The organism is Streptomyces sp. PA03-5A (assembly GCF_033792725.1).
Lineage (GTDB): Bacteria > Actinomycetota > Actinomycetes > Streptomycetales > Streptomycetaceae > Actinacidiphila.
In genome coordinates this window covers 96903-116523 of the sequence record NZ_JARAVL010000008.1, presented here as the reverse complement: position 1 = coordinate 116523, position 19621 = coordinate 96903, and the positions used below count along the sequence as shown (strand labels likewise).

The following is a 19621-nucleotide window of genomic DNA, read 5'->3' as shown; positions in this document are numbered from 1 at the left end:
GGATCGGCCCCCGTCGGACGCTCCGCGCCGGTCAGCTCACCTCGAACGCACCGTGCCTCCCGGCCCCCGCCGAGAAACGCGCCGCGCCCTCCCCCGCTTCCGCGAGGGACACCCGGCCGTGCCGCAACTCGACCTCGAGCGCGGCCGTTTCCTCGAGCCCCTCGGCCTCCAGCACCGCGAGCCGGTCGTGCCGTACGCAGGTCTGCGGGAAGGCCGCGATCTCCGCGGCGAGCCCCTCGGCGGCGGCGCGTGCCCCGCCGACCGGGGCCACCCGGTTGACCAGGCCCATGGCGTACGCCTCGGCCGCGGCGACCGGACGCCCCGTCAGGATCAGGTCCATAGCGCGGGAGGTGCCGATCAGCCGCGGCAGCCGTACCGTCCCGCCGTCGATCAGGGGCACGCCCCAGCGCCGGCAGAACACCCCGAGCACGGCGTCCTCCTCGGCGACCCGCAGGTCGCACCAGAGGGCCAGTTCCAGGCCGCCGGCCACCGCGTGACCCGAGATCGCCGCGATGACCGGCTTGCCCAGCCGCAGGCGGGTGGGCCCCATGGGCCCGTCCCCGCCGCCCCCCTCGGTCACGCCGGTCACCTCGTTGCCGCGCGGGGTGCCGATGGCCTTGAGGTCGGCACCCGCACAGAAGGTGCCGCCCTCGCCCCACAGTACGGCGACCGAGGCGCCGGGGTCGGCGTCGAACTCGCGGAAGGCGTCGGCCAGCTCGCGCGCCGTCGGGCCGTCGACGGCGTTGCGCGCCTCGGGGCGCGAGAGCACCACCGTGGAGACAGGTCCGCTGCGCTCGACACGTACGGGCATGGCCTGTTCCCTCCGCCGCCGGTCACCTCTGCCTGGTCAGGAGAGGTTATCGCCGTGGGTCAGGGTCTCCCAGGCGACGAAGAGGTTGTTGCTGCCGGCCGGGCGCTGGGACTCGGTGAGCGCCTGGGTGTTGGTCATGGCGTAGCCGAGCCGGTTGTGGATCGCGTTGTAGCCGACCTCGGTGACCGGCCCGAGCCCCAGGTTGAGGTGGCCGCCGCACAGCCAGGACGGCACGGCCTCGCCCCTCTGGTACTTGGACTGGAAGCCCAGCGCCTGCCGGAGCCGTTCGCCGACCTGCGGGTAGAGGTCCTCGCCCTGGATGCGGCTGGTCTCCGCGACGTGCGAGATCGACGAGATGCCGTAGCCGGTGTGCGTGAAGTCGCGGCAGGTCTCCTGGGTGAGACCGGTCACGAAGGTGGACTGGCCCTGCCAGTAGCCGACGATCTCGTCGCGGGTGTCGAGCCCGCTGCCGGGCACGGTCCTGGGCAGTGCGCCGTCGGTGTCCAGGTAGACGTACGCGGCGACCCGGTTGAGGTAGCGGGTCACGGCCTTGTCGTACGAGGTGCGGTCGTCGAGGAAGACGGAGATGCCGACGGCGGCCTCCATCATGCTGAGCTCCCAGTTGCCGTTGCTCTTGGAGCCGTTGATGACCTCGGGGAGGTAGACGTTGCGCAGCATGGTGGCGAAGCGGTTCACGTTCGGCCAGCTGGTGTACGTGTAGCGGATGATCTCCGCCGCGCGCGGCCACACCGAGCCCGCCCAGCCGGTCTGCAGCGGGGCGTTGCTGTTGGTGTGGTCGGTGATGGTGGCCGACCAGGCGTCCATCAGCTGGATCGCCTTCTGGGCGTACTTGGCGTCACGGGTGACGTACCAGGCCAGTGCGTTGGTGTAGGCGGCGATCGCGTCCTCGCGCTCGTCGGTGCAGCCGTAGTTGGGGTTGGAGTAGGAGCCGCACTCGACGACTGCGCGCGGCTTGGGGGTGCGCGACTGCGAGGCGTACGCCGACGCCATCATCTGGTCGTAAGCGCCCTTCCAGGGCTGCGCTCCGGCCTGCACCTTGCTGCGTGCGAAGTCGAGTTGGGCTCGGCTGACCAGGACGCCGGGGTGGCTGAAGGCAGCGGGCGCGGCGTCGGCGCGACCACTGCCGGGCAACGCGGTCAGGAGGGCGGCGACCAGCGCCGCGACGAGGGCGAAGACGCCCTTGGTGAGGAGACCTTGTGACCTGTGGGACATGGGGGGACGCCTTCCCAGGAGACGGCATGTTCACATGGGTGAACCATGGATGCACCCGTGAACACTGCGATTGACGGATGACGGTAGGACTAGACCAATGCCCCGTCAAGTCCCCTGTCGTGCACGGCTGATACCTGCCACCGCGATGCACACGGCTGCGACGCGCCGACGGGCCGACGGGGCGTGAGGACACGTATCTGCCCCCCTCACACCTGCCCCCGCCCGGCGGCGCTCCGATGGCGGGCCCGCCTCCCCTCCCCCAGGCTCGATACGCATGCGCCCATCCCGAAGGGGTCCCCATGGAACTGCAGCTTCAGGGCAAGGTCGCGGTGGTCACCGGAGCCGGCCGGGGCATCGGCCTGACGGTGGCACAGACGCTCGCGCGTGAGGGCGTGCGCGTCGTCGCGGGCAGCCGCAGCATCACCCCGCAGGCGCGAGCCCTCCAGGACGCCTACGACGTGACCCCCGTGGCCGTCGACCTCTCCACCCCGGACGGCCCCGCCGAACTCGTACGGCAGGCCGCCGAACGCTACGGAGCCGTCGACGTCCTGGTCAACAACGTGGGCTCCGGGACGTCCCGCAACGGCTTCCTCGAGGTGGACGACTCGGAGTGGCGGCGCGTCTTCGAGATCTCCTTCTTCAGCGCGGTCCGCACCACCCGCGCCGCGCTCCCCCACATGCTGGCGGCGGGCGGCGGCGCGATCGTGAACATCACGTCCGTCAACGCACGCCTCCCCTTCCCCATGGTCGTGGACTACTCGGCCGCCAAGGCCGCGCTGGCGAACCTGACGAAGTCACTGTCCGAGGAGTTCGCCCCGCGGGGCGTCCGCGTCAACGCGGTCGCCCCCGGCCCCGTCCGCACGCCCTTCTGGACCGCTCCCGGGGCCTTCGCCGACCAGACGGCCGCGGCGGCCGGGACCAGCGCCCAGGAGGCCCTGGACGAGGTCGTGCCGCGCACCATGGGCATCTCCACCGGGCGCATCACCGAGCCCGAGGAGGTCGCCGCCCTGGTCGCCTTCCTCGCCTCGCCCGTCGCGGGCAACGTCACGGGCGCCGAGTTCACCATCGACGGCGGCCAGATCAAGACGACCTGACGCCCCGCCACGACGGGGAACACGCGAAAACAGGGGCGGCCGACCCCGTCCCACGAGTCGGCCGCCCCCTCACAGGGCTCTCCCCCACGGTGAACCCCGTGGCCTTGGTTCACGGCATCGGCGTCAGAAGGCGAAGACGCCGGCCGTGTCGCTGCCGCGCAGCATGCACGGGTTGCCGAAGGTCTGCGCGAAGGTGACGCGCCGGCCTTCCCAGACCCCGTCGGCGGTGACCACGACCGGGTCCCACACCCGGGTGCAGGTCACGCCCCCGGCGTCGGCCGTCATCGCCGCGAAGTCCCCGTGGACCGCGGTGAGCTCCGCGCAGGCGGCCACCGGGTCCGGGTGGTCCCCGTACGGGGTGGGCTTGCACCGCAGCACGACCGCGCGCTGTATCGTCGCCGTCGCGGGGTCCTCCCCCTTCCCCACGGACAGGACGAGCGCGGACGGCGCGTACAGGCTCGTCGCCCCGGCCGGCCGGGCTTCCGCCGAGCCGGCCGCGACCCCCGCCGAACACACCGCCGCCACCAGGGCCAGGCAGGTCCCCACCGCACTGAACCGCATAGCGAACACTCCTTCGGCAATTGATCCGGTTATCGGACGTCGAGGAGTCTTGTGCATCGAACGCCCGCCCGTCACATCGTTCCGCGACTTTCGGTCACCGGTTGTTCACAGTGTGTACTATCCGTTGTGTCGCACTTGCGGTGAGCTGGGCGTCCGGGTGAATGGACTCAGCGGAGCCGGGGCCTCCGTGAAAGCGCCTTCACGGATCGACACATCGTCTCCACATCGGCCGGAAAGCAGCGGGCCGCCACCGTGTTCTCCACACGACGGCGGCCCGTGAGGGCGGTCCCGAGGGGTGCTAGCCCGTGTAGCCCGCGAAGATCCGCGAGAACTCATAAGGGGACTGCGGGATGTTGGTGCACATGTAGAGCGCGCCGGTGCAGGCGTTGCGGTCCCGGGTCGTCTCCCAGAAGGCGAGCAGGCCCAGGTGCCTGCCCTGGGCGAAGCTCACCAACTGGCGGGCGTCGGCCTGGTCGTAGATCCGGCCGTCGTCGTTCTGCCCGAGCATCGGCGTGACGCCCACCATCGCCCACAGCTGGGCGTCGGACTTGCCGGGGTAGAGCGACTTGAGCTGGGTGAAGGTGCTGTTGGCCGCCTGGATCGCCGCGTCGCCGTAGTCGGCGCTGCGGTAGTAGTCCATCGCCATGATGTTGACGACGTCGAGGTTCACCCCGGCGTCCCGGGCCGAGCGCACGACGCCCAGACCGTCCGCCGTGAGCCCCTCCGGCAGGACGGGCAGGGTGAGCGAGATCCGCAGCCCCGGATGGGCCTGCTGGAGTCGGGCCAGTGCCTGGGAGCGGCGGGCGACGGACGCCGGGTCGGCGGTGGCGGCGCCCTCGATGTCGAAGTCGGCGTACGTCAGGCCGTAGGCGTTGACCACCGCGTTGTACTCGGCGTACAACGCGTCGACGGAGCCGCAGGCCTGCGCGAGTTCGATGCCGCTGGCACCACCGAAGGAGATCTTGACGTCACCGCCGGCCGCGCGGATCGCGTCGATCTGGTCCTTGTTCCAGGCGTCGCGCGGGTCATAGGCGTTGAACCACATCGCCTTACAGGACGAGGCGGTGATGAAGGCCATCGTGAAGCTCTTCAGGCCGCTCGCCGAGGACAGCGTGGTGAGGCTGGGCGTCGGCCAGGCGCCCATGTCGACGTACGGCGCGGTACGCACGCCGCCCGGGGGCGGGTTGGTGCCGCCGGAGGTGGTCGTGCCGCTCACGGCGGTGCTGTACGCCGAGGTGTTGCCCGCCGCGTCCTTGGCGCGGACCCGGAAGGAGTAGGCGGTGCTCGCCTGCAACCCGCCGGCGGTGTACGAGGTGCCGGTCACGGCGACGGGCGCGCCGCCGTCCCGGGAGACCTCGTAGCCGGCGACACTGCCGGAGTCGTCGGTGGAGGCCGTCCAGCGGACGGTGAGGGAGGAGGAGGTGGCCGAGCCGACGCTCACCCCGCCGGGGACGCTGGGCGCGGTGGTGTCCGGTCCGCCGCCGGTGCCCGTGCAGGACCCGCCGTTGAGCTTGCAGTTCGCAGGCGCCCCGGTGCCCGAGGAGACCCAGCCGAAGGCGGCGGTCGCGCCGGGCGCGAGGGTGCCGTTGTAGTCGCGGTTCTTGAAGGTGTAGTGGCTGCCGCTCTGGGTCATCAAGGTGTCCCAGTACGAGCCGACGCTCGTCCCCGACGGCAGGTCGAACTCGACGGTCCATCCGCTGAGCGTGGTGGTGCCGCCGTTGGTGATCGTGTACTGCCCCTGGTATCCGGTCTCCCAGGTGGACGTCTTGACGAAGGCCGCGCTCGGCGCCGCTGCGGCGGCGGGCGGGGCGAGGAGCAGGACGAGCGCTCCGACGAGCGCCGTGACCAGGGCCAGAGTTCTTCGCATCCGGGCCTCCCGTGGGGGGAACGCGCAGTTGGTCTGTACCAAATGCATCTGGTGTAGACCTATCGAGTTGATGCGTTCGCGTCAATACGCGGAACGGTCCGGGATCACGGAGCCGCACCCCCTGAGTGGCGGCCGGCCCGGTGGCAACCGGGTGAACGACGGCCGGGCCGCACCCGCGGACGCCCACGGGGCAGGCATCATCGCTGAAGGCCGGGGCCGGTGCTCCCCCCTCCCCGATCGTGCCGGGCGGCCCGGGAGGTCGTCATGCACATCCTGCTCATGGCGTCGGCGTTCAACAGCCTGACGCAGCGCATGTACGCGGAACTCGGCGAGCTGGGCCACACCGTCGCCGTGGAGGTGACACCGGACGGCGACGCCATGCGCACGGCGGTCGCCCGCCACGAGCCGGAACTCGTCGTGGCACCCATGCTCAAGGCGGCGATCCCCGCGGACGTCAGGACCGCCCGCACCTGCCTCGTCGTGCACCCGGGGCCACCCGGCGACCGCGGCCCCGCCTCCCTGGACCGTGCCGTCCAGGAGGGTGTCGCCGCATGGGGCGTGACGGTCCTGCAGGCCGAGGAGGAGATGGACGCGGGCCCGGTCTGGGCCGCGGTGGACTGCACGGTGCCCCCGGTCGGCAAGAGCGACCTGTACCGGGGCGAGATCTCGGACGCCGCCATGGAGGCCGTCCTGCTGGCCGTCGACCGGTTCGCGACGGGCGCGTACGTCCCGCGGCAGCAGGGCGACCCGGCCCTCGGAGCGGTCGTCCGCCTCCGCCCCGCCCTCGGCCAGGACGAGCGGCGCATCGACTGGGCCGCCGACCCGACCACGACCGTGCTGCGCAAGCTGCGCGCCGCCGACTCGCGGCCCGGCGTCCTGGACGAGCTCCTCGGCGCCCGCTGGTTCCTGCACGGCGGCCACCCCGAGGACCGGCTACACGGCGAGCCGGGGCGGCTGCTGGCCACCCGCGCGGGCGCGGTCTGCCGGGCCACCCGCGACGGCGCCGTGTGGATCCCCCGGCTGCGGCCCCGTCCCGCCCCCGGCGGCCCGCCCACGTTCGCGCTGCCCGCCGTCACCGCCCTCGGCGCGCTCCTGCCGCCGCTGCCGGAGGAACCGTTGCCCCCCGAGCTCGCCGGCGACCGTGCCACCTGGGCCGACATCCGCTACCGCGAGTACGGCGCGGCGGGCGTCCTGTCGTTCACGTTCGCGGGCGGCGCGATGTCCGCCGCCGACTGCCGCCGGCTCCTCACCGCGTACCGCCACGCCTGCACGCGGCCCACCTCGGTACTCGTGCTGGGCGGCACCCGGGACGTCTTCTCCAACGGCATCGACCTCAAGACCATCGAGGCCGCCGCGGACCCGGGCGCCGAGTCCTGGGCGAACATCACCGCCATCGACGACCTGGTCGAAGCGGTCCTCACCACCACCGACCGCCTGGTGGTCGCCGCGCTCGGCGGCAACGCGGGCGCGGGCGGCGTGATGCTCGCCCTCGCCGCCGACGAGGTCTGGTGCCGCCAGGGCGCGGTGCTCAACCCGCACTACCGCCTGATGGGCCTGTACGGCTCCGAGTACTGGACGTACACCCTGCCCCGCCGGGTCGGCCCCGCCATGACCGCGCGCCTGACGGAGCAGGCGCTCCCGGTCGGCGCGGCCGCCGCGCTGCGGATCGGCCTGGTGGACCGACTGCTGATGTGCGGCCCGCAGGAGTTCGGCGCCGACGTCGCCCGCCTCGCGGCCCGCCTGGCCCGTACGGCCGGGACCCAGCCCAGGATCGCCGCCAAGAAGGCGGAGACCGAGCGCCGCGAGGCGGAGCGCCCCCTGGCGTCCCACCGCGCCGAGGAGCTGTCCCGCATGCGCGAGGCCTTCTTCGACCCCCGGTCCCCGTACCACGCCCTCCGCTCCGCCTTCGTCCACCGCCGCACCCCCGCCGGCACCCCAGCGCACCTGCGGGAGGCGTCGGCGGCCTCCTGCCCCTGAGGGGCGGCTGCGCGGATCGCGGGGCGGTCACCGTATTGGCCCTCTTCGACATCCCCTCCCGGCGAGCCACTCGCTATCAAGGGGGATAGATGCCTTTATGTGGCATTTGTCGCTCGATGAGGAGGCATCCCGATGGATGCGACTGCTTCGACCAAGAACGACGCCGCGCGTACCCCGGCAGCCGGGGACGAGCAGGCCCCGATCCACATTCTCTGGATCAACGCGGGGCTCAGTTGCGACGGCGACTCGGTGTCGCTGACCGCCGCGACGTTGCCCAGCATCGAGGAGATCGTCCTGGGCGGCCTTCCCGGGCTCCCCAAGATCCAGGTGCACTGGCCGCTGATCGACTTCGAGTGCGGTCCGGTCGGGGGCGCCGACACCTTCATCGAGTGGTTCTTCAAGGCCGAGCGCGGCGAGATCGATCCGTTCGTCCTGGTCGTCGAGGGGTCCGTCCCCAACGAGGCGATCAAGGCGGAGGGCTACTGGTGCGGTTTCGGCGACAACCCCGAGACGGGCCAGCCGATCACCACCAGCGAGTGGATCGACCGGCTCGCGCCCAAGGCCCTGGCCGTGGTCGCCATCGGCACGTGTGCCACCTACGGGGGCATCCACGCCATGGAGGGCAACCCGACCGGCGCCATGGGCGTGCCGGACTACCTGGGCTGGGAGTGGAAGTCGAAGGCGGGCATCCCGATCGTCTGCGTACCCGGCTGCCCCATCCAGCCGGACAACTTCGCCGAGACGCTGACGTACCTGCTCTACCAGGCGGCCGGCTCCGCGCCGATGATCCCGCTGGACGACAAGCTGCGCCCGGCATGGCTGTTCGGCGCGACCGTGCACGAGGGCTGCGACCGGGCGGGCTACTACGAACAGGGCCAGTTCGCCGACCGCTACGACTCGCCGCAGTGCCTGGTGAAGATCGGCTGCTGGGGCCCGGTCGTGAAGTGCAACGTCCCCAAGCGCGGCTGGATGGACGGCATCGGCGGCTGCCCCAACGTCGGCGGCATCTGCATCGCCTGCACCATGCCCGGCTTCCCGGACATGTTCATGCCGTTCATGGACGAGCCCCCCGGCGCGCGGCTGTCCAGCACCGCCAGCGGCGCGTACGGCGCGGCGATCCGGCGGCTGCGCTCCATCACGGCCAGGACCGTGGACAAGGAGCCCAAGTGGCGTCACACCGGCCGGAAGCTCACCACCGGCTACAAGGCGCCCTGGTGACCTCACGGCACCGCCCCGGCCACTGACCACCCCCTCCCCCGCTTGACGAAGGGCACGCACACACCATGGCTCCGAAGACGAAGACGGCCGGAGACGGCAGTGGCCTGATGGAGATGTCCTGGGATCCGATCACCCGGATCGTGGGCAGCCTCGGTATCCACACGAAGATCGACTTCAAGCAGAAGCGCGTCGCGGAGTGTTACAGCACCTCGTCGGTCTTCCGCGGCTACAGCGTCTTCATGCGGGGCAAGGACCCCCGCGACGCGCACTTCATCACCAGCCGGATCTGCGGCATCTGCGGCGACAACCACGCCACCTGCTCGGTCTACACGCAGAACATGGCGTACGGGGTGAAGCCGCCGCACCTCGGCGAGTGGATCATCAACCTCGGCGAGGCCGCGGAGTTCATGTTCGACCACAACATCTTCCAGGAGAACCTGGTCGGGGTCGACTACTGCGAGAAGATGGTCCGCGAGACCAACCCGGGCGTCCTGGAGCAGGCCAACCGCACCGAGGCCCCGCACGCCTCCGAGCACGGCTACCGCACCATCGGCGACATCATGCGCTCGCTCAACCCGCTCGAGGGAGAGTTCTACCGCGAGGCGCTGCAGGTCAGCCGCTACACCCGCGAGATGTTCTGTCTGATGGAGGGCCGGCACGTCCACCCCTCCACCCTCTACGCGGGCGGCGTCGGCACCATCGCGTCGGTGCAGTTGTTCACCGACTACCTCACCCGGCTGATGCGGTACGTGGAGTTCATGAAGCGCGTCGTGCCGCTCCACGACGACCTCTTCGACTTCTTCTACGAAGCCCTGCCCGGCTACGAGGAGGTCGGCCGCCGCCGCGTCATGCTCGGCTGCTGGGGCGCGTTCAACGACCCCGAGCACTGCGACTTCACGTACGCGAACATGACCGACTGGGGACGGAAGATGTTCGTCTCCCCCGGCATCGTGGTGGACGGGAAGCTGGTCACCAACGACCTCACGCAGATCAACCTGGGCATCCGCATCCTGCTGGGCAGCTCCTACTACCAGGACTGGGAGGGCCAGCAACAGTTCGTCACCCACGACCCGCTCGGCAACCCGGTCGACCCGCGGCACCCGTGGAACCAGCACACCATCCCGGCGCCCCAGAAGCGCGACTTCGGCGACAAGTACAGCTGGGTGATGTCCCCGCGCTGGTTCGACGGCAAGGAGCACCTGGCGCTGGACACCGGCGGCGGCCCGCTCGCCCGGCTGTGGTCCACCGCGCTCAACGGACTGGTCGACCTGGGGTACGTGAAGGCCACCGGGCACAGCGTGTTGATCAACCTGCCCAGGACGCTCACCAAGCCGGAGACCACCTTCGAGTGGAAGATCCCGCAGTGGAGCAACGCCCTGGAGCGCAACCGGGCCCGCACGTACTTCCAGGCCTACGCCGCCGCCTGCGCCCTGCACTTCGCCGAGATGGGGCTGGAGGAGGTCCGCGCGGGCCGCACCCAGACGTGGGAGAAGTTCGAGGTCCCGGACGAGAGCATCGGCGTGGGATTCACCGAGGCGGTGCGCGGTGTGCTCTCGCACCACATGGTCATCCGCGACGGCAAGATCGCCAACTACCACCCGTACCCGCCGACCCCGTGGAACGCCAGCGTGCGCGACAGCTACGGCACCCCGGGCCCGTACGAGGACGCGGTGCAGAACACCCCGATCTTCGAGGAGAACTCCCCCGAGAACTTCAAGGGCATCGACATCATGCGGGCCGTGCGCAGCTTCGACCCGTGTCTGCCGTGCGGCGTCCACATGTACGTCGGCGGCGGGCGCACCGTGGAGAAGCTCCACGTCCCCACCGGTCTGAGCGGCATGGCCGGATGAGCGCGGAGCAGACGGCGCGGCGCGTCGAGGAGATCCTCGACGCGTTCGCGGCCTCCGGCGACGGCGAGACGGCACGCGCCGCCGAGGAACTGGTGCGCACCCTCATGGAGTTCTACGGCGCGGGCCTGACGCGCGCCGTCACGCTCCTCAAGAACGGCACGGCCGACCCGCTCGCCGTGCTGATCGCCGACGAGATGGTGGCGGGTCTGCTGACCCTGCACGACCTGCACCCCGAGGACACCCTCACCCGGGTCGGCCGCGCCGTCGAAGCGGCGCGCGCCGGGGCGACGGTGGGCATCGAGCACTTCGACCCCGAGACCGGCACGCTGCGGCTGAACGCCCGCGAGGACGGCGGCTGCGGCTGCCCCAGCACCATGGACGCCACCCGGCAGCGCATCGAGGCCGCACTGTCCTGCTTCGCGCCCGAGGTGACGGTGGTCGAGATGCCGCGCTCAGGCCCGGCGGCGGGCGAGCCCGCGCTGCTGCAGATCGGCAACCGTCCACCGGGGGCGCCGTGAGCCCGCGGACCCCCGCGGCCGGACTGCGCCGTTTCGTGGCGCCCCGGCAGCCCGCGATCGAGCGCTGCGAGCTGTGCGGGGTGGAGCTGACGGGACCCCACCGGCACCTGGTCGACACCGGCAAGCGCGCGCTGGCCTGCGCCTGCGTACCGTGCGCGCTGCTCTTCGAACGGCCCGGCGCCGGCGGGGGCCGCTTCGCTTCCGTGCCCGACCGGGTGCTCAGTGACCCGGGCTCGGTGCCCGGCACGGCCTCCTGGCAGCGGCTGCGCATCCCCGTCTCGGTCGCCTTCTTCTTCCACAACTCGGTGCTCGACCGGCCGGTGGTCCTCTACCCGAGCCCGGCCGGCGCCACCGAGAGCGAGGTCGATCCGGGCACCTGGCGGGAGGTCTTCGGCGACTCGCCGCTGGCGGCCGCGCTGCGGCCGGACGTGGAGGCGCTGCTCGTCCGCCGGGACGGCGACGGGGGCGACGGGGGCGAGTGCTTCCTCCTCCCGGTCGACCGGGCCTACGAGCTGGTGGGCCGGCTGCGCCTGAACTGGCAGGGGTTCGACGGCGGTTCCGGCGCCCGCGCCGAACTGGCCGCCTTCTTCGACGACGTACGACAGCGGGCCGCACCGGTGCCGCGGGAGGGGTTGCCGACGTGACCGAGCTGGACTTCGCCTGCACGGGCGTACGGGCGGACCGGTACGCCGCCGGACCGACGCTGGTCTTCCGGCTGCGCATCACCGCCCCTGGCGGGGAACGGGTGCACGCCCTCGCGCTGCGCTGCCAGTTGCGCATCGAACCGGCGCAGCGGGCGTACGGCGAGGCCGAGGCGCAGGGCCTCGGCGATCTGTTCGGCGAGCGTGAGCGGTGGGGCAGCACGCTGCAGCCGATGCAGTTCGCCCAGGTGTCGCTGATGGTGCCGGGCTTCACCGGCGAGACCGAGGTGGACCTGCCGGTGCCGTGCACCTACGACATGGACGTCGCCTCGACGAAGTACTTCGAGGCCCTGGAGGACGGCGAGGCGCCGCTGCTGCTGCTCTTCTCCGGCACCGCCTTCCTCGGCCCGGCCGGCTTCCAGGTGCAGCCGGTGCCCTGGGACAAGGAGGCCGTGTGCCGTATGCCGGTGGCGGTGTGGCGCGAGACCATCGACGCCCACTTCCCGGGGTGCGGCTGGATCCGGCTCCCGCGTACGGCGCTGGAGTCGCTGCGGTCCTTCCGCAGCGCGAACGCGCTGCCCTCCTGGGAGGCGACCGTCGAGGCCCTGCTCGCCGGCGCCGCCGCCCCGGCGGGAGGTGCCGCCCGGTGACGGCCGCCACGGAACGCTTCGCGACGGCCCGTCAGGCCGCCGACGCCGTCCTGTTCGAGGGCTACGTGCTCTACCCGTACCGGGCGTCCTCGGCGAAGAACCGGATGCGCTGGCAGTTCGGGGTGCTCGTGCCCCCGGTGTGGGCGGACGCGTCCGGCGAACCCGTCCTGCAGCGGACCCAGATCCTCATGGAGCCGCGCGCGGACGCCGCGCTCCACGCGGAACTGCGCTTCCTGCACGCCCAGCGGCGCACGGTGGAACGGATCCTGAGCGACGGCGAGTTCGAGCCCACCGACGAACTCCAGCTGCCGGACCGGGTGCTGGTCCCGTGGGACGAGGGCGTGGAGGAACGCGTCGAGGTGTCCGTCGACGTCGCGGCGCTGACCGCCGAGGACGTCGTCCTGCCCTTCAGCGTCCCCGCGACGGAGGAGAGCGAGATCGTCACCGGCGCCGACGGCAGCCCCGCCGGGCGCGTCCTGCGCTGCCGGGCACGCCTGGAGGGCGTCCTGCGGATCTCCGCCGAGGAACTGCCCGGCCCCTACCGGGTGCTGAGGCTCACCGCCGTCGCGGAGAACACCGGGTGCGCCCTGGCCTCCAGCCGCGAGGAGGCACTGCCGCACGCGCTGGTCTCGGCCCATCTGATGCTGGGCCTGACCTCCGGCTACTTCGTGTCGATGACGGACCCGCCGGAATGGGCGAAGGCCGCCGTCGCCGAGTGCCGCAACGAGAACACCTGGCCGGTGCTGGCGGGCGACCACGGCGCGGCGAACGTGGTGCTCTCCTCCCCCATCATCCTGGAGGACCATCCGCGGATCGCCCCGGAGAGCCCGGGAGCGCTCTACGACGCCACCGAGATCGACGAGATCCTGGCGCTGCGCACCGCCGCCCTCACCGACGAGGAGAAGCGGCAGGCGCGCGGTACGGACGACCGGGCCGCCGCGGTGATCGACCTGGCCGAGTCCATGCCGCCGGAGGTGATGGAGCGTCTGCACGGGGCCGTGCGCGCGCTGCGCGAGGTCACCGCTCCGGCAGGCCCGCCCGCCGCGGCTCCCCGGACCCCCTGGTGGGACCCCGGCGCCGACGCCTCGGTCGACCCGGCCCGGGACCGCGTGATGGTGGGCGACACCTGGGTGGCCGCGGGCAGCCGGGTCGTACTGCAGCCGGGACGGCGGCGCACCGACGCACAGGACCTGTTCCTGCACGGGCGCAGCGCCCAGGTGGAGGCGGTGCTGCAGGACGTGGACGGCGGGGTGCACCTCGCGGTCACGGTCGACGGCGACCCCGGCGCGGAGATCCGCCGCGAACAGGGCCGGTTCCTGTACTTCCAGCCCGACGAACTCGCTCCCCTGGAGGACGCGTGAGCACGGGCGGCGTGCTGGTCGCCGGCATCGGCAACATCTTCCTGGGTGACGACGGCTTCGGCGTCGAAGTGGTGCGCCGGCTGTCCGGGCACCCGCTGCCCGACGGCGTCCACGTCACCGACACCGGCGTGCGGGGCGTGCACCTGGCCTACCAGCTCCTCGACGGGTACCGCAGCGTGGTCCTCGTCGACGCCGTCGCGCGCGGCGGCTCCCCCGGCACGCTGCACCTCATCGAGGCTCCGCCGCCCGGCGGCGACGGCCCGGGCGAGGCCCTCGTGGACGGGCACCGGATGACCCCGGACACCGTACTGGCGCTGCTCGACACCCTCAGCGCCGGGACGGATGCCCCCAGGCCCTCCCGGGTCCTGGTGGTGGGCTGCGAGCCGGCCTGCCTGGAGGAGGGCATCGGTCTGAGCGCTCCCGTGGCCGCCGCCGTGGACGAGGCCGTACGCCTGGTGCTGCGGGTCGTCGGTGAGGAGTGCGACCGGCCCGCGGACCCGCACGCGGTGGCCTGACCGGCCCGCCGCGCCACAGATCCCGGCAACGAGCAGAAAGGAGCACCCCGCCATGTGGAAGATCGCCCTGAGCGCGGTGGGCGCGGCCGTGGCCGCCCTCGCCTTGTCCCGCGTCCTGCCCGACGTGAAGCGCTACCTGCACATCCGGTCCATGTGAGGCCGAACGGGTAGGCCGTCGCCGCCCCGGCGGCGTGGCGGGCCGGGTGCCCCGGGCGCCGGGCCTTCAATGAGCCGCGTCAGCCGCCGGCACCGCCCACCGGGCGCGCCGGCAGCCGGGGCCCGGCCGGCACCCGCACACCGGAGAAGAGACCGATGCACGAGATGTCCATCGCAGTGGCGGTGGTGGAGCAGGTCGAGGAGGCCGCCGCCCGGCTCGCGGACGGTACGGGGGCGGCGCCCTCCGCGGAGTCCGTCCACCTGGAGGTCGGCGAACTCGCCGGTGTCGTGGCGGACGCCCTCGCCTTCAGCTTCGACCTCGCCTGCACCGGCACCGTACTGGAGGGCGCGGCCCTCACCACCGAGACCGTCCCCGGCCGGGCCCGCTGTGCGCGCTGCGCGCGGGACTGGCCCACCGGCATGCCCCCGCGGCTGACCTGTCCCGGCTGTGACAGCGCGGCGACGGAGCTGCTGTCCGGCCGTGAACTGCGGATCACCGAGGTGCGGTGGGCCGCGCAGCGCCGGCCGGCCGCCACACTCCCCGAGGAGCGCTGAGGACCATGTGCAAAGTGACCGATCTGCAGCAGTCCGTGCTCGCCAGGAACGACCGTGGCGCACAGGATCTGCGCCGGGAACTGGCCGCACGCGGAACCGTCATGGTGAACCTGCTGTCGAGCCCGGGCAGCGGCAAGACGGCGCTGCTGGAGTCGGAACTGGGGCTGGCCCGGTTGCGGGGGGTGCCGGTGGCGGCGCTCACCGCCGACCTGGCCACCGAGAACGACGCGACCCGGCTGGCCCGCTCAGGTGCCCCGGTGCGGCAGGTGCTCACCGACGGGCTGTGCCACCTGGAGTCGGCGATGGTGCGGTCGCAGGTGGACTCCTGGCTGCCGGAGGGCACGCACCTGCTGTTCGTGGAGAACGTCGGCAACCTCGTCTGCCCCGCCTCGTACGACCTCGGCGAGTCACTGCGCGTGGTGCTGGCATCGGTCACCGAGGGCGAGGACAAGCCGCTGAAGTACCCGACGGCCTTCGGCCTGGCGCATCTGGTGATCGTGACGAAGCACGACATCGCCGAGGCGGCCGGCTTCGACGAGGCGGCCTTCCTGGCGGCCGTCGCCCAGGTCAACCCGGGCGTGGAGGTGGTCGTCACGTCCACGCGGGACGGCGACGGCGCGGGCGTGCTGCTGGAGCGGGCGCTGGCCGTGCACGCGGGGGCCGCGGTGCACCGTCCGGTGATGGCGCGCACCGCCGTGGAGAACGGCCACGCGCACGGGCACACCCATGCGCACGAGCACCCGCACGAGCACCCGCACCAGGACGCCGCCGGGCACACCCACTCCGTGGGCCACACGCACTGATGCCGGGTCAGCCGGGGCCCGCGGCCCGGACCGCGCAGCGCCGCAGGGTGCTGGTCCGGGGGGTCGTGCAGGGAGTGGGCTTCCGGCCGTTCGTGTTCGGTCTGGCCCGTGAGCTGGGGCTCGCGGGCCACGTCGGCAACACCGGCGACGGGGTGGTCGCCGAGGTCGAGGGCACCCCCCGCGCGGTGGCGTCCTTCTGCACACGGATCGGCTCCGAAGCGCCGCCGCTGGCGGTGGTGGAGTCGGTCTCCCATCATCTGCTCCCCCTCGCGGGCGGCACGGACTTCACCATCAGCCCCTCGCGCCCCGGCGACGCGGCCTCCCGCACCCTGGTCTCCCCCGACACCGCCACCTGCGAGGCGTGCCTGGCCGAGCTGCGCGACCCCGCGGACCGCCGCCACCGGCACCCGTTCATCACCTGCACGCACTGCGGGCCGCGCTTCACGATCGTCACCGGCCTGCCGTACGACCGGCCCAACACCACGATGGCCCGGTTCCCGATGTGCGCGACGTGCCGGGCCGAGTACGAGGACCCCGCCGACCGCCGCTTCCACGCCCAGCCCGTCTCCTGCCACGACTGCGGTCCCCGGCTGCGGCTGGTCCTGCCCGGCACGAAGGGCGCGGACGGCACGGACGGCACGACATGGCAGGGCGAACCGCTCGCGGAGGCACGGCGGCTGCTGGCGGCGGGCGCGGTCGTCGCGGTGAAGGGCCTGGGCGGCTACCACCTGGCCTGCGACGCGGGCAACGAGGAGAGCGTACGGCTGCTGCGGGCCCGCAAGGACCGCGGCGACAAGCCGTTCGCCCTGATGGCGCGGGACGTCGCGGACGTGAAGCGGCTGGCCCAGGTCGGCCCGGCGGAGCGGGAGTTGCTGACCGGCGCGCGTCGGCCGATCGTCCTGCTGCGGCGGCGCGCGGGGGTGCGCGGGGTCGCGGAGGCCGTGGCGCCGCGGGTCGCCGACCTCGGGGTCATGCTGCCGTACACGCCGGTCCACCATCTGCTGCTGGGGCTGCCGGGCGATCCCCCGGGGCCCCGGCTGCTGGTGATGACCAGCGGCAACCTGGGCGGGGAGCCCATCGTCACCGACGACGAGCAGGCGCTGGAACGGCTGGCGGGCCTGGCCGACGCATGGCTGACGCACGACCGGCCCATCCATGTGCCGTGCGACGACTCGGTGGTGCGGATCTGCGACGGCGAGGAACTGCCCGTACGCCGCTCGCGCGGTTACGCGCCCTTCCCGGTGCCCCTGCCCGTGCAGGTGGCACCGGCGCTCGCCGTGGGCGGCGACCTGAAGAACACCTTTTGCGTGGGCGAGGGACGGCACGCCTGGCTGTCGGCCCACGTCGGCGACATGGACGACCTGGCGACGCTGACCGCCTTCACGGCCGCCGAACGCCAGTTGGAGGAGATCACCGGGGTCAGGCCCGTGCTGCTCGCCGCGGACCGGCACCCCGGTTACCGCTCGGTGGGCTGGGCCCGGCGCTCCGCGGGCGAGCGGCCGCTGCGGCTGGTGCAGCACCACCACGCGCACGTCGCGGCGGCGATGGCCGAGGCAGGGCTGGACGGGACACGTCCGGTGATCGGCGTCGCCTTCGACGGGACGGGCCACGGCGACGACGGCGCGGTGTGGGGCGGTGAGTTCCTGCTCGCCGACTACGACGGCTTCCGTCGCCCCGCGCACCTGGCGTACGTGCCGCTGCCCGGCGGGGACGCGGCGGTGCGCCGCCCCTACCGGATGGCGCTGGCGCATCTGCGGGCGGCCGGTCTGCCCTGGGCGCCGGAACTGCCCTGCACGGCCGCCTGCCCGGAGGACGAACGATCGGTGCTGGCCGCCCAGTTGGAACGGGGGCTGCACTGCGTCCCGACCTCCAGCATGGGCCGGCTCTTCGACGCCGTCGCCTCGCTGGCCGGGGTGTGCCACGAGGCGGGGTACGAAGCGCAGGCCGCCGTCGAACTGGAGGCCGCGGCGGTGGCGGCGGGCCGACTGCCCACGGAGGGCTACGCCTTCACCCTGCGCATCGGCGCCGGCGCCGACGGAGCGACCGCCTGCGACCCCGGCCCGGTGCTGGCGGCCGTCGTCGCCGACCTGCACGCGGGCGTGCCCGCCGGGGTGGTCGCCGGGCGCTTCCACCGGGCGGTGGCCGACCTGGTGCGCCGGGTGTGCGCGGCCGTTCGGGAGGCGGAGGGCACCACGACCGTGGCGCTCAGCGGCGGCGTCTTCGCCAACGCCCTGCTGTCCTCCGCGTGCGCGCGGGACCTGCGCGAGGACGGGTTCACGGTGCTGCGCCACCGGCTCGTCCCCCCCAACGACGGAGGCCTGGCGCTCGGCCAGTTGGTCGTCGCCGCCCGCGGCGGCCCCACGAACCCCCACCCACAGCGAGGAGACAGCTGATGTGCCTGGCGGTACCCGGCAAGGTGCTGGAGATCGAGGAACGGGACGGCACCAAGATGGCGACCGTCGACTTCGGCGGCGTGGTGAAGGACGTGTGCCTGGAGTACCTGCCCGACCTCCAGGTCGGCGAGTACGCCATCGTCCACGTCGGCTTCGCGTTGCAGCGGCTCGACGAGGAGTCGGCGCGGCAGACGCTCGCCCTCTTCGGGAACCTCGGGCTGCTGGAGGAGGAGTTCGGCGACCCCTGGCAGCAGGCGGCCGCCGAGGCGGGAACGACGGCGGAGGCGGAGCGGTGAAGTACATCGACGAGTTCCAGGACCCGGAGCTGGCGCGGAGGCTGCTGGACGACATCCACGCGACCGTGACCAGGCCCTGGGCGCTGATGGAGGTGTGCGGCGGCCAGACCCACACCATCATCCGGCACGGCATCGACCAGCTCCTGCCGAAGGAGGTGGAGCTCATCCACGGCCCCGGCTGCCCGGTCTGCGTGACCCCGCTGGAGGTCATCGACAAGGCACTGGAGATCGCCTCCCGCCCCGGGGTGATCTTCTGCTCCTTCGGCGACATGCTGCGCGTCCCCGGCACCGGGCGCGACCTCTTCGGCGTCCGCGGCGAGGGCGGTGACGTGCGCGTCGTCTACTCCCCGCTGGACGCCCTGCGGATCGCCCGGGAGAACCCCGACCGCGAGGTCGTCTTCTTCGGCATCGGGTTCGAGACCACCGCCCCGCCCAACGCGATGACGGTGTACCAGGCCCGGAAGCTCGGCATCGCCAACTTCAGCCTGCTGGTGTCCCACGTGCGCGTCCCCCCGGCGATCGAGGCGATCATGCGCTCGTCGGACTGCCGCGTGCAGGGGTTCCTGGCGGCCGGTCATGTGTGCAGCGTGATGGGGACGGAGGAGTACCCGGAGCTGGCGGACGGGTTCGGTGTGCCGATCGTCGTCACCGGCTTCGAACCGCTGGACATCCTGGAGGGCGTACGCCGGGCGGTGCACCAGCTGGAGCGCGGCGAGTACCGGGTGGAGAACGCCTACCCGCGCGCCGTGCGCCCGGAGGGCAACCCCGCGGCGAAGGCGATGCTCGCGGACGTCTTCGAGGTCACCGACCGCGCCTGGCGCGGCATCGGGGTCATCCCCGACAGCGGGTGGCGGCTGTCGGAGCGGTACCGCGAGTACGACGCCGAGCACCGGTTCTCCGTCACGGGCATCACCACGCGGGAGCCGGCCGCCTGCCGCAGCGGCGAGGTCCTGCAGGGCCTGATCAAGCCGCACGAGTGCGAGGCGTTCGGCGGTGCCTGCACGCCCCGCACGCCTCTGGGCGCCACGATGGTCTCCAGCGAGGGGGCCTGCGCCGCGTACTACCTCTACCGCCGGCTCGGCGGGACCAGCGCACCCCTGGAGGCGAGCCCCGTTGGCTGAC

At 72.8% G+C, this 19621-nt stretch carries 19 protein-coding genes; 15 read left to right on the top strand and 4 right to left on the bottom strand.

Annotated features, from left to right (window positions below; all coding sequences use genetic code 11):
- Positions 1 to 31: 31 nt before the first annotated feature.
- Both PV410_RS11990 and PV410_RS11985 read right to left on the bottom strand, forming a co-directional pair.
- Positions 32 to 811: a crotonase/enoyl-CoA hydratase family protein gene (locus PV410_RS11990; protein ID WP_500324062.1), complete on the bottom strand. Its 780-nt coding sequence runs from the start codon at positions 809 to 811 to the stop codon at positions 32 to 34.
- Positions 812 to 847: 36 nt separating this feature from the next.
- Positions 848 to 2044 carry an alginate lyase family protein gene (locus PV410_RS11985; protein ID WP_500324061.1) on the bottom strand — a complete coding sequence of 399 codons (1197 nt, stop codon included), beginning with the start codon at positions 2042 to 2044 and terminating at the stop codon, positions 848 to 850.
- 299 nt (positions 2045 to 2343) lie between these two features.
- Between PV410_RS11985 and PV410_RS11980 the strand changes: the two genes are divergently transcribed.
- The gene (locus PV410_RS11980; RefSeq protein WP_500324060.1) at positions 2344 to 3138 is read left to right on the top strand and encodes an SDR family NAD(P)-dependent oxidoreductase; all 795 of its coding nucleotides are present in this window, start codon (positions 2344 to 2346) and stop codon (positions 3136 to 3138) included.
- A gap of 123 nt (positions 3139 to 3261) precedes the next feature.
- On the opposite strand, the gene PV410_RS11975 is transcribed toward PV410_RS11980, so the two are convergent.
- Entirely contained in the window at positions 3262 to 3699 is a 438-nt protein-coding gene (locus PV410_RS11975; protein WP_500324059.1) for a subtilase-type protease inhibitor, read from the bottom strand.
- A gap of 298 nt (positions 3700 to 3997) precedes the next feature.
- Positions 3998 to 5566, bottom strand: a complete 1569-nt coding sequence (locus PV410_RS11970) for a cellulose binding domain-containing protein (protein WP_500324058.1) — start codon at positions 5564 to 5566, stop codon at positions 3998 to 4000.
- A 264-nt stretch (positions 5567 to 5830) separates the two neighbouring features.
- On the opposite strand from PV410_RS11970, the gene PV410_RS11965 reads away from it, so the two are divergent.
- The 14 genes from PV410_RS11965 to hypD all read left to right on the top strand — a co-directional run bounded on the left by PV410_RS11965 (position 5831) and on the right by hypD (position 19620).
- The gene (locus tag PV410_RS11965) at positions 5831 to 7543 is read left to right on the top strand and encodes a hydrogenase maturation protein (RefSeq protein ID WP_500324057.1); all 1713 of its coding nucleotides are present in this window, start codon (positions 5831 to 5833) and stop codon (positions 7541 to 7543) included.
- 132 nt (positions 7544 to 7675) lie between these two features.
- Complete coding sequence (locus PV410_RS11960) at positions 7676 to 8761, top strand: NADH-quinone oxidoreductase subunit B family protein (RefSeq protein ID WP_500324056.1); 1086 nt, start codon at positions 7676 to 7678, stop codon at positions 8759 to 8761.
- Between the two features lie 65 nt (positions 8762 to 8826).
- On the top strand, positions 8827 to 10611 hold the full coding sequence (locus PV410_RS11955; RefSeq protein ID WP_500324055.1) for a nickel-dependent hydrogenase large subunit: 1785 nt from the start codon (positions 8827 to 8829) through the stop codon (positions 10609 to 10611).
- On the top strand, positions 10608 to 11129 hold the full coding sequence (locus PV410_RS11950; protein WP_499509583.1) for a NifU-related iron-sulfur-binding protein: 522 nt from the start codon (positions 10608 to 10610) through the stop codon (positions 11127 to 11129). The genes PV410_RS11955 and PV410_RS11950 overlap by 4 nt, the downstream gene beginning before the upstream one ends.
- Complete coding sequence (locus PV410_RS11945; RefSeq protein ID WP_500324054.1) at positions 11126 to 11773, top strand: DUF5947 family protein; 648 nt, start codon at positions 11126 to 11128, stop codon at positions 11771 to 11773. Before PV410_RS11950 ends, PV410_RS11945 begins: the two co-directional genes overlap by 4 nt.
- A complete protein-coding gene (locus tag PV410_RS11940) occupies positions 11770 to 12420 on the top strand; it encodes a DUF6084 family protein (RefSeq protein ID WP_500324053.1) in 651 nt (216 codons plus the stop codon). Before PV410_RS11945 ends, PV410_RS11940 begins: the two co-directional genes overlap by 4 nt.
- Positions 12417 to 13781, top strand: coding sequence for a hypothetical protein (locus tag PV410_RS11935; protein ID WP_500324052.1), 1365 nt, complete (start codon positions 12417 to 12419; stop codon positions 13779 to 13781). The genes PV410_RS11940 and PV410_RS11935 overlap by 4 nt, the downstream gene beginning before the upstream one ends.
- Positions 13778 to 14296, top strand: a complete 519-nt coding sequence (locus tag PV410_RS11930) for a hydrogenase maturation protease (protein WP_500324051.1) — start codon at positions 13778 to 13780, stop codon at positions 14294 to 14296. Before PV410_RS11935 ends, PV410_RS11930 begins: the two co-directional genes overlap by 4 nt.
- A 52-nt stretch (positions 14297 to 14348) precedes the next feature.
- On the top strand, positions 14349 to 14453 hold the full coding sequence (locus tag PV410_RS11925) for a DUF6893 family small protein (protein WP_499509588.1): 105 nt from the start codon (positions 14349 to 14351) through the stop codon (positions 14451 to 14453).
- 155 nt (positions 14454 to 14608) lie between these two features.
- Positions 14609 to 15007: a hydrogenase maturation nickel metallochaperone HypA/HybF gene (locus PV410_RS11920; RefSeq protein ID WP_499509589.1), complete on the top strand. Its 399-nt coding sequence runs from the start codon at positions 14609 to 14611 to the stop codon at positions 15005 to 15007.
- Between the two features lie 5 nt (positions 15008 to 15012).
- The gene (gene hypB, locus PV410_RS11915) at positions 15013 to 15810 is read left to right on the top strand and encodes a hydrogenase nickel incorporation protein HypB (RefSeq protein ID WP_500324050.1); all 798 of its coding nucleotides are present in this window, start codon (positions 15013 to 15015) and stop codon (positions 15808 to 15810) included.
- The gene (gene hypF / locus PV410_RS11910) at positions 15810 to 18203 is read left to right on the top strand and encodes a carbamoyltransferase HypF (protein WP_500324049.1); all 2394 of its coding nucleotides are present in this window, start codon (positions 15810 to 15812) and stop codon (positions 18201 to 18203) included. The genes hypB and hypF overlap by 1 nt, the downstream gene beginning before the upstream one ends.
- On the top strand, positions 18203 to 18499 hold the full coding sequence (locus PV410_RS11905; protein ID WP_500324048.1) for a HypC/HybG/HupF family hydrogenase formation chaperone: 297 nt from the start codon (positions 18203 to 18205) through the stop codon (positions 18497 to 18499). The genes hypF and PV410_RS11905 overlap by 1 nt, the downstream gene beginning before the upstream one ends.
- A complete protein-coding gene (gene hypD / locus PV410_RS11900; RefSeq protein ID WP_500324047.1) occupies positions 18496 to 19620 on the top strand; it encodes a hydrogenase formation protein HypD in 1125 nt (374 codons plus the stop codon). The genes PV410_RS11905 and hypD overlap by 4 nt, the downstream gene beginning before the upstream one ends.
- Position 19621 lies beyond the last annotated feature (1 nt).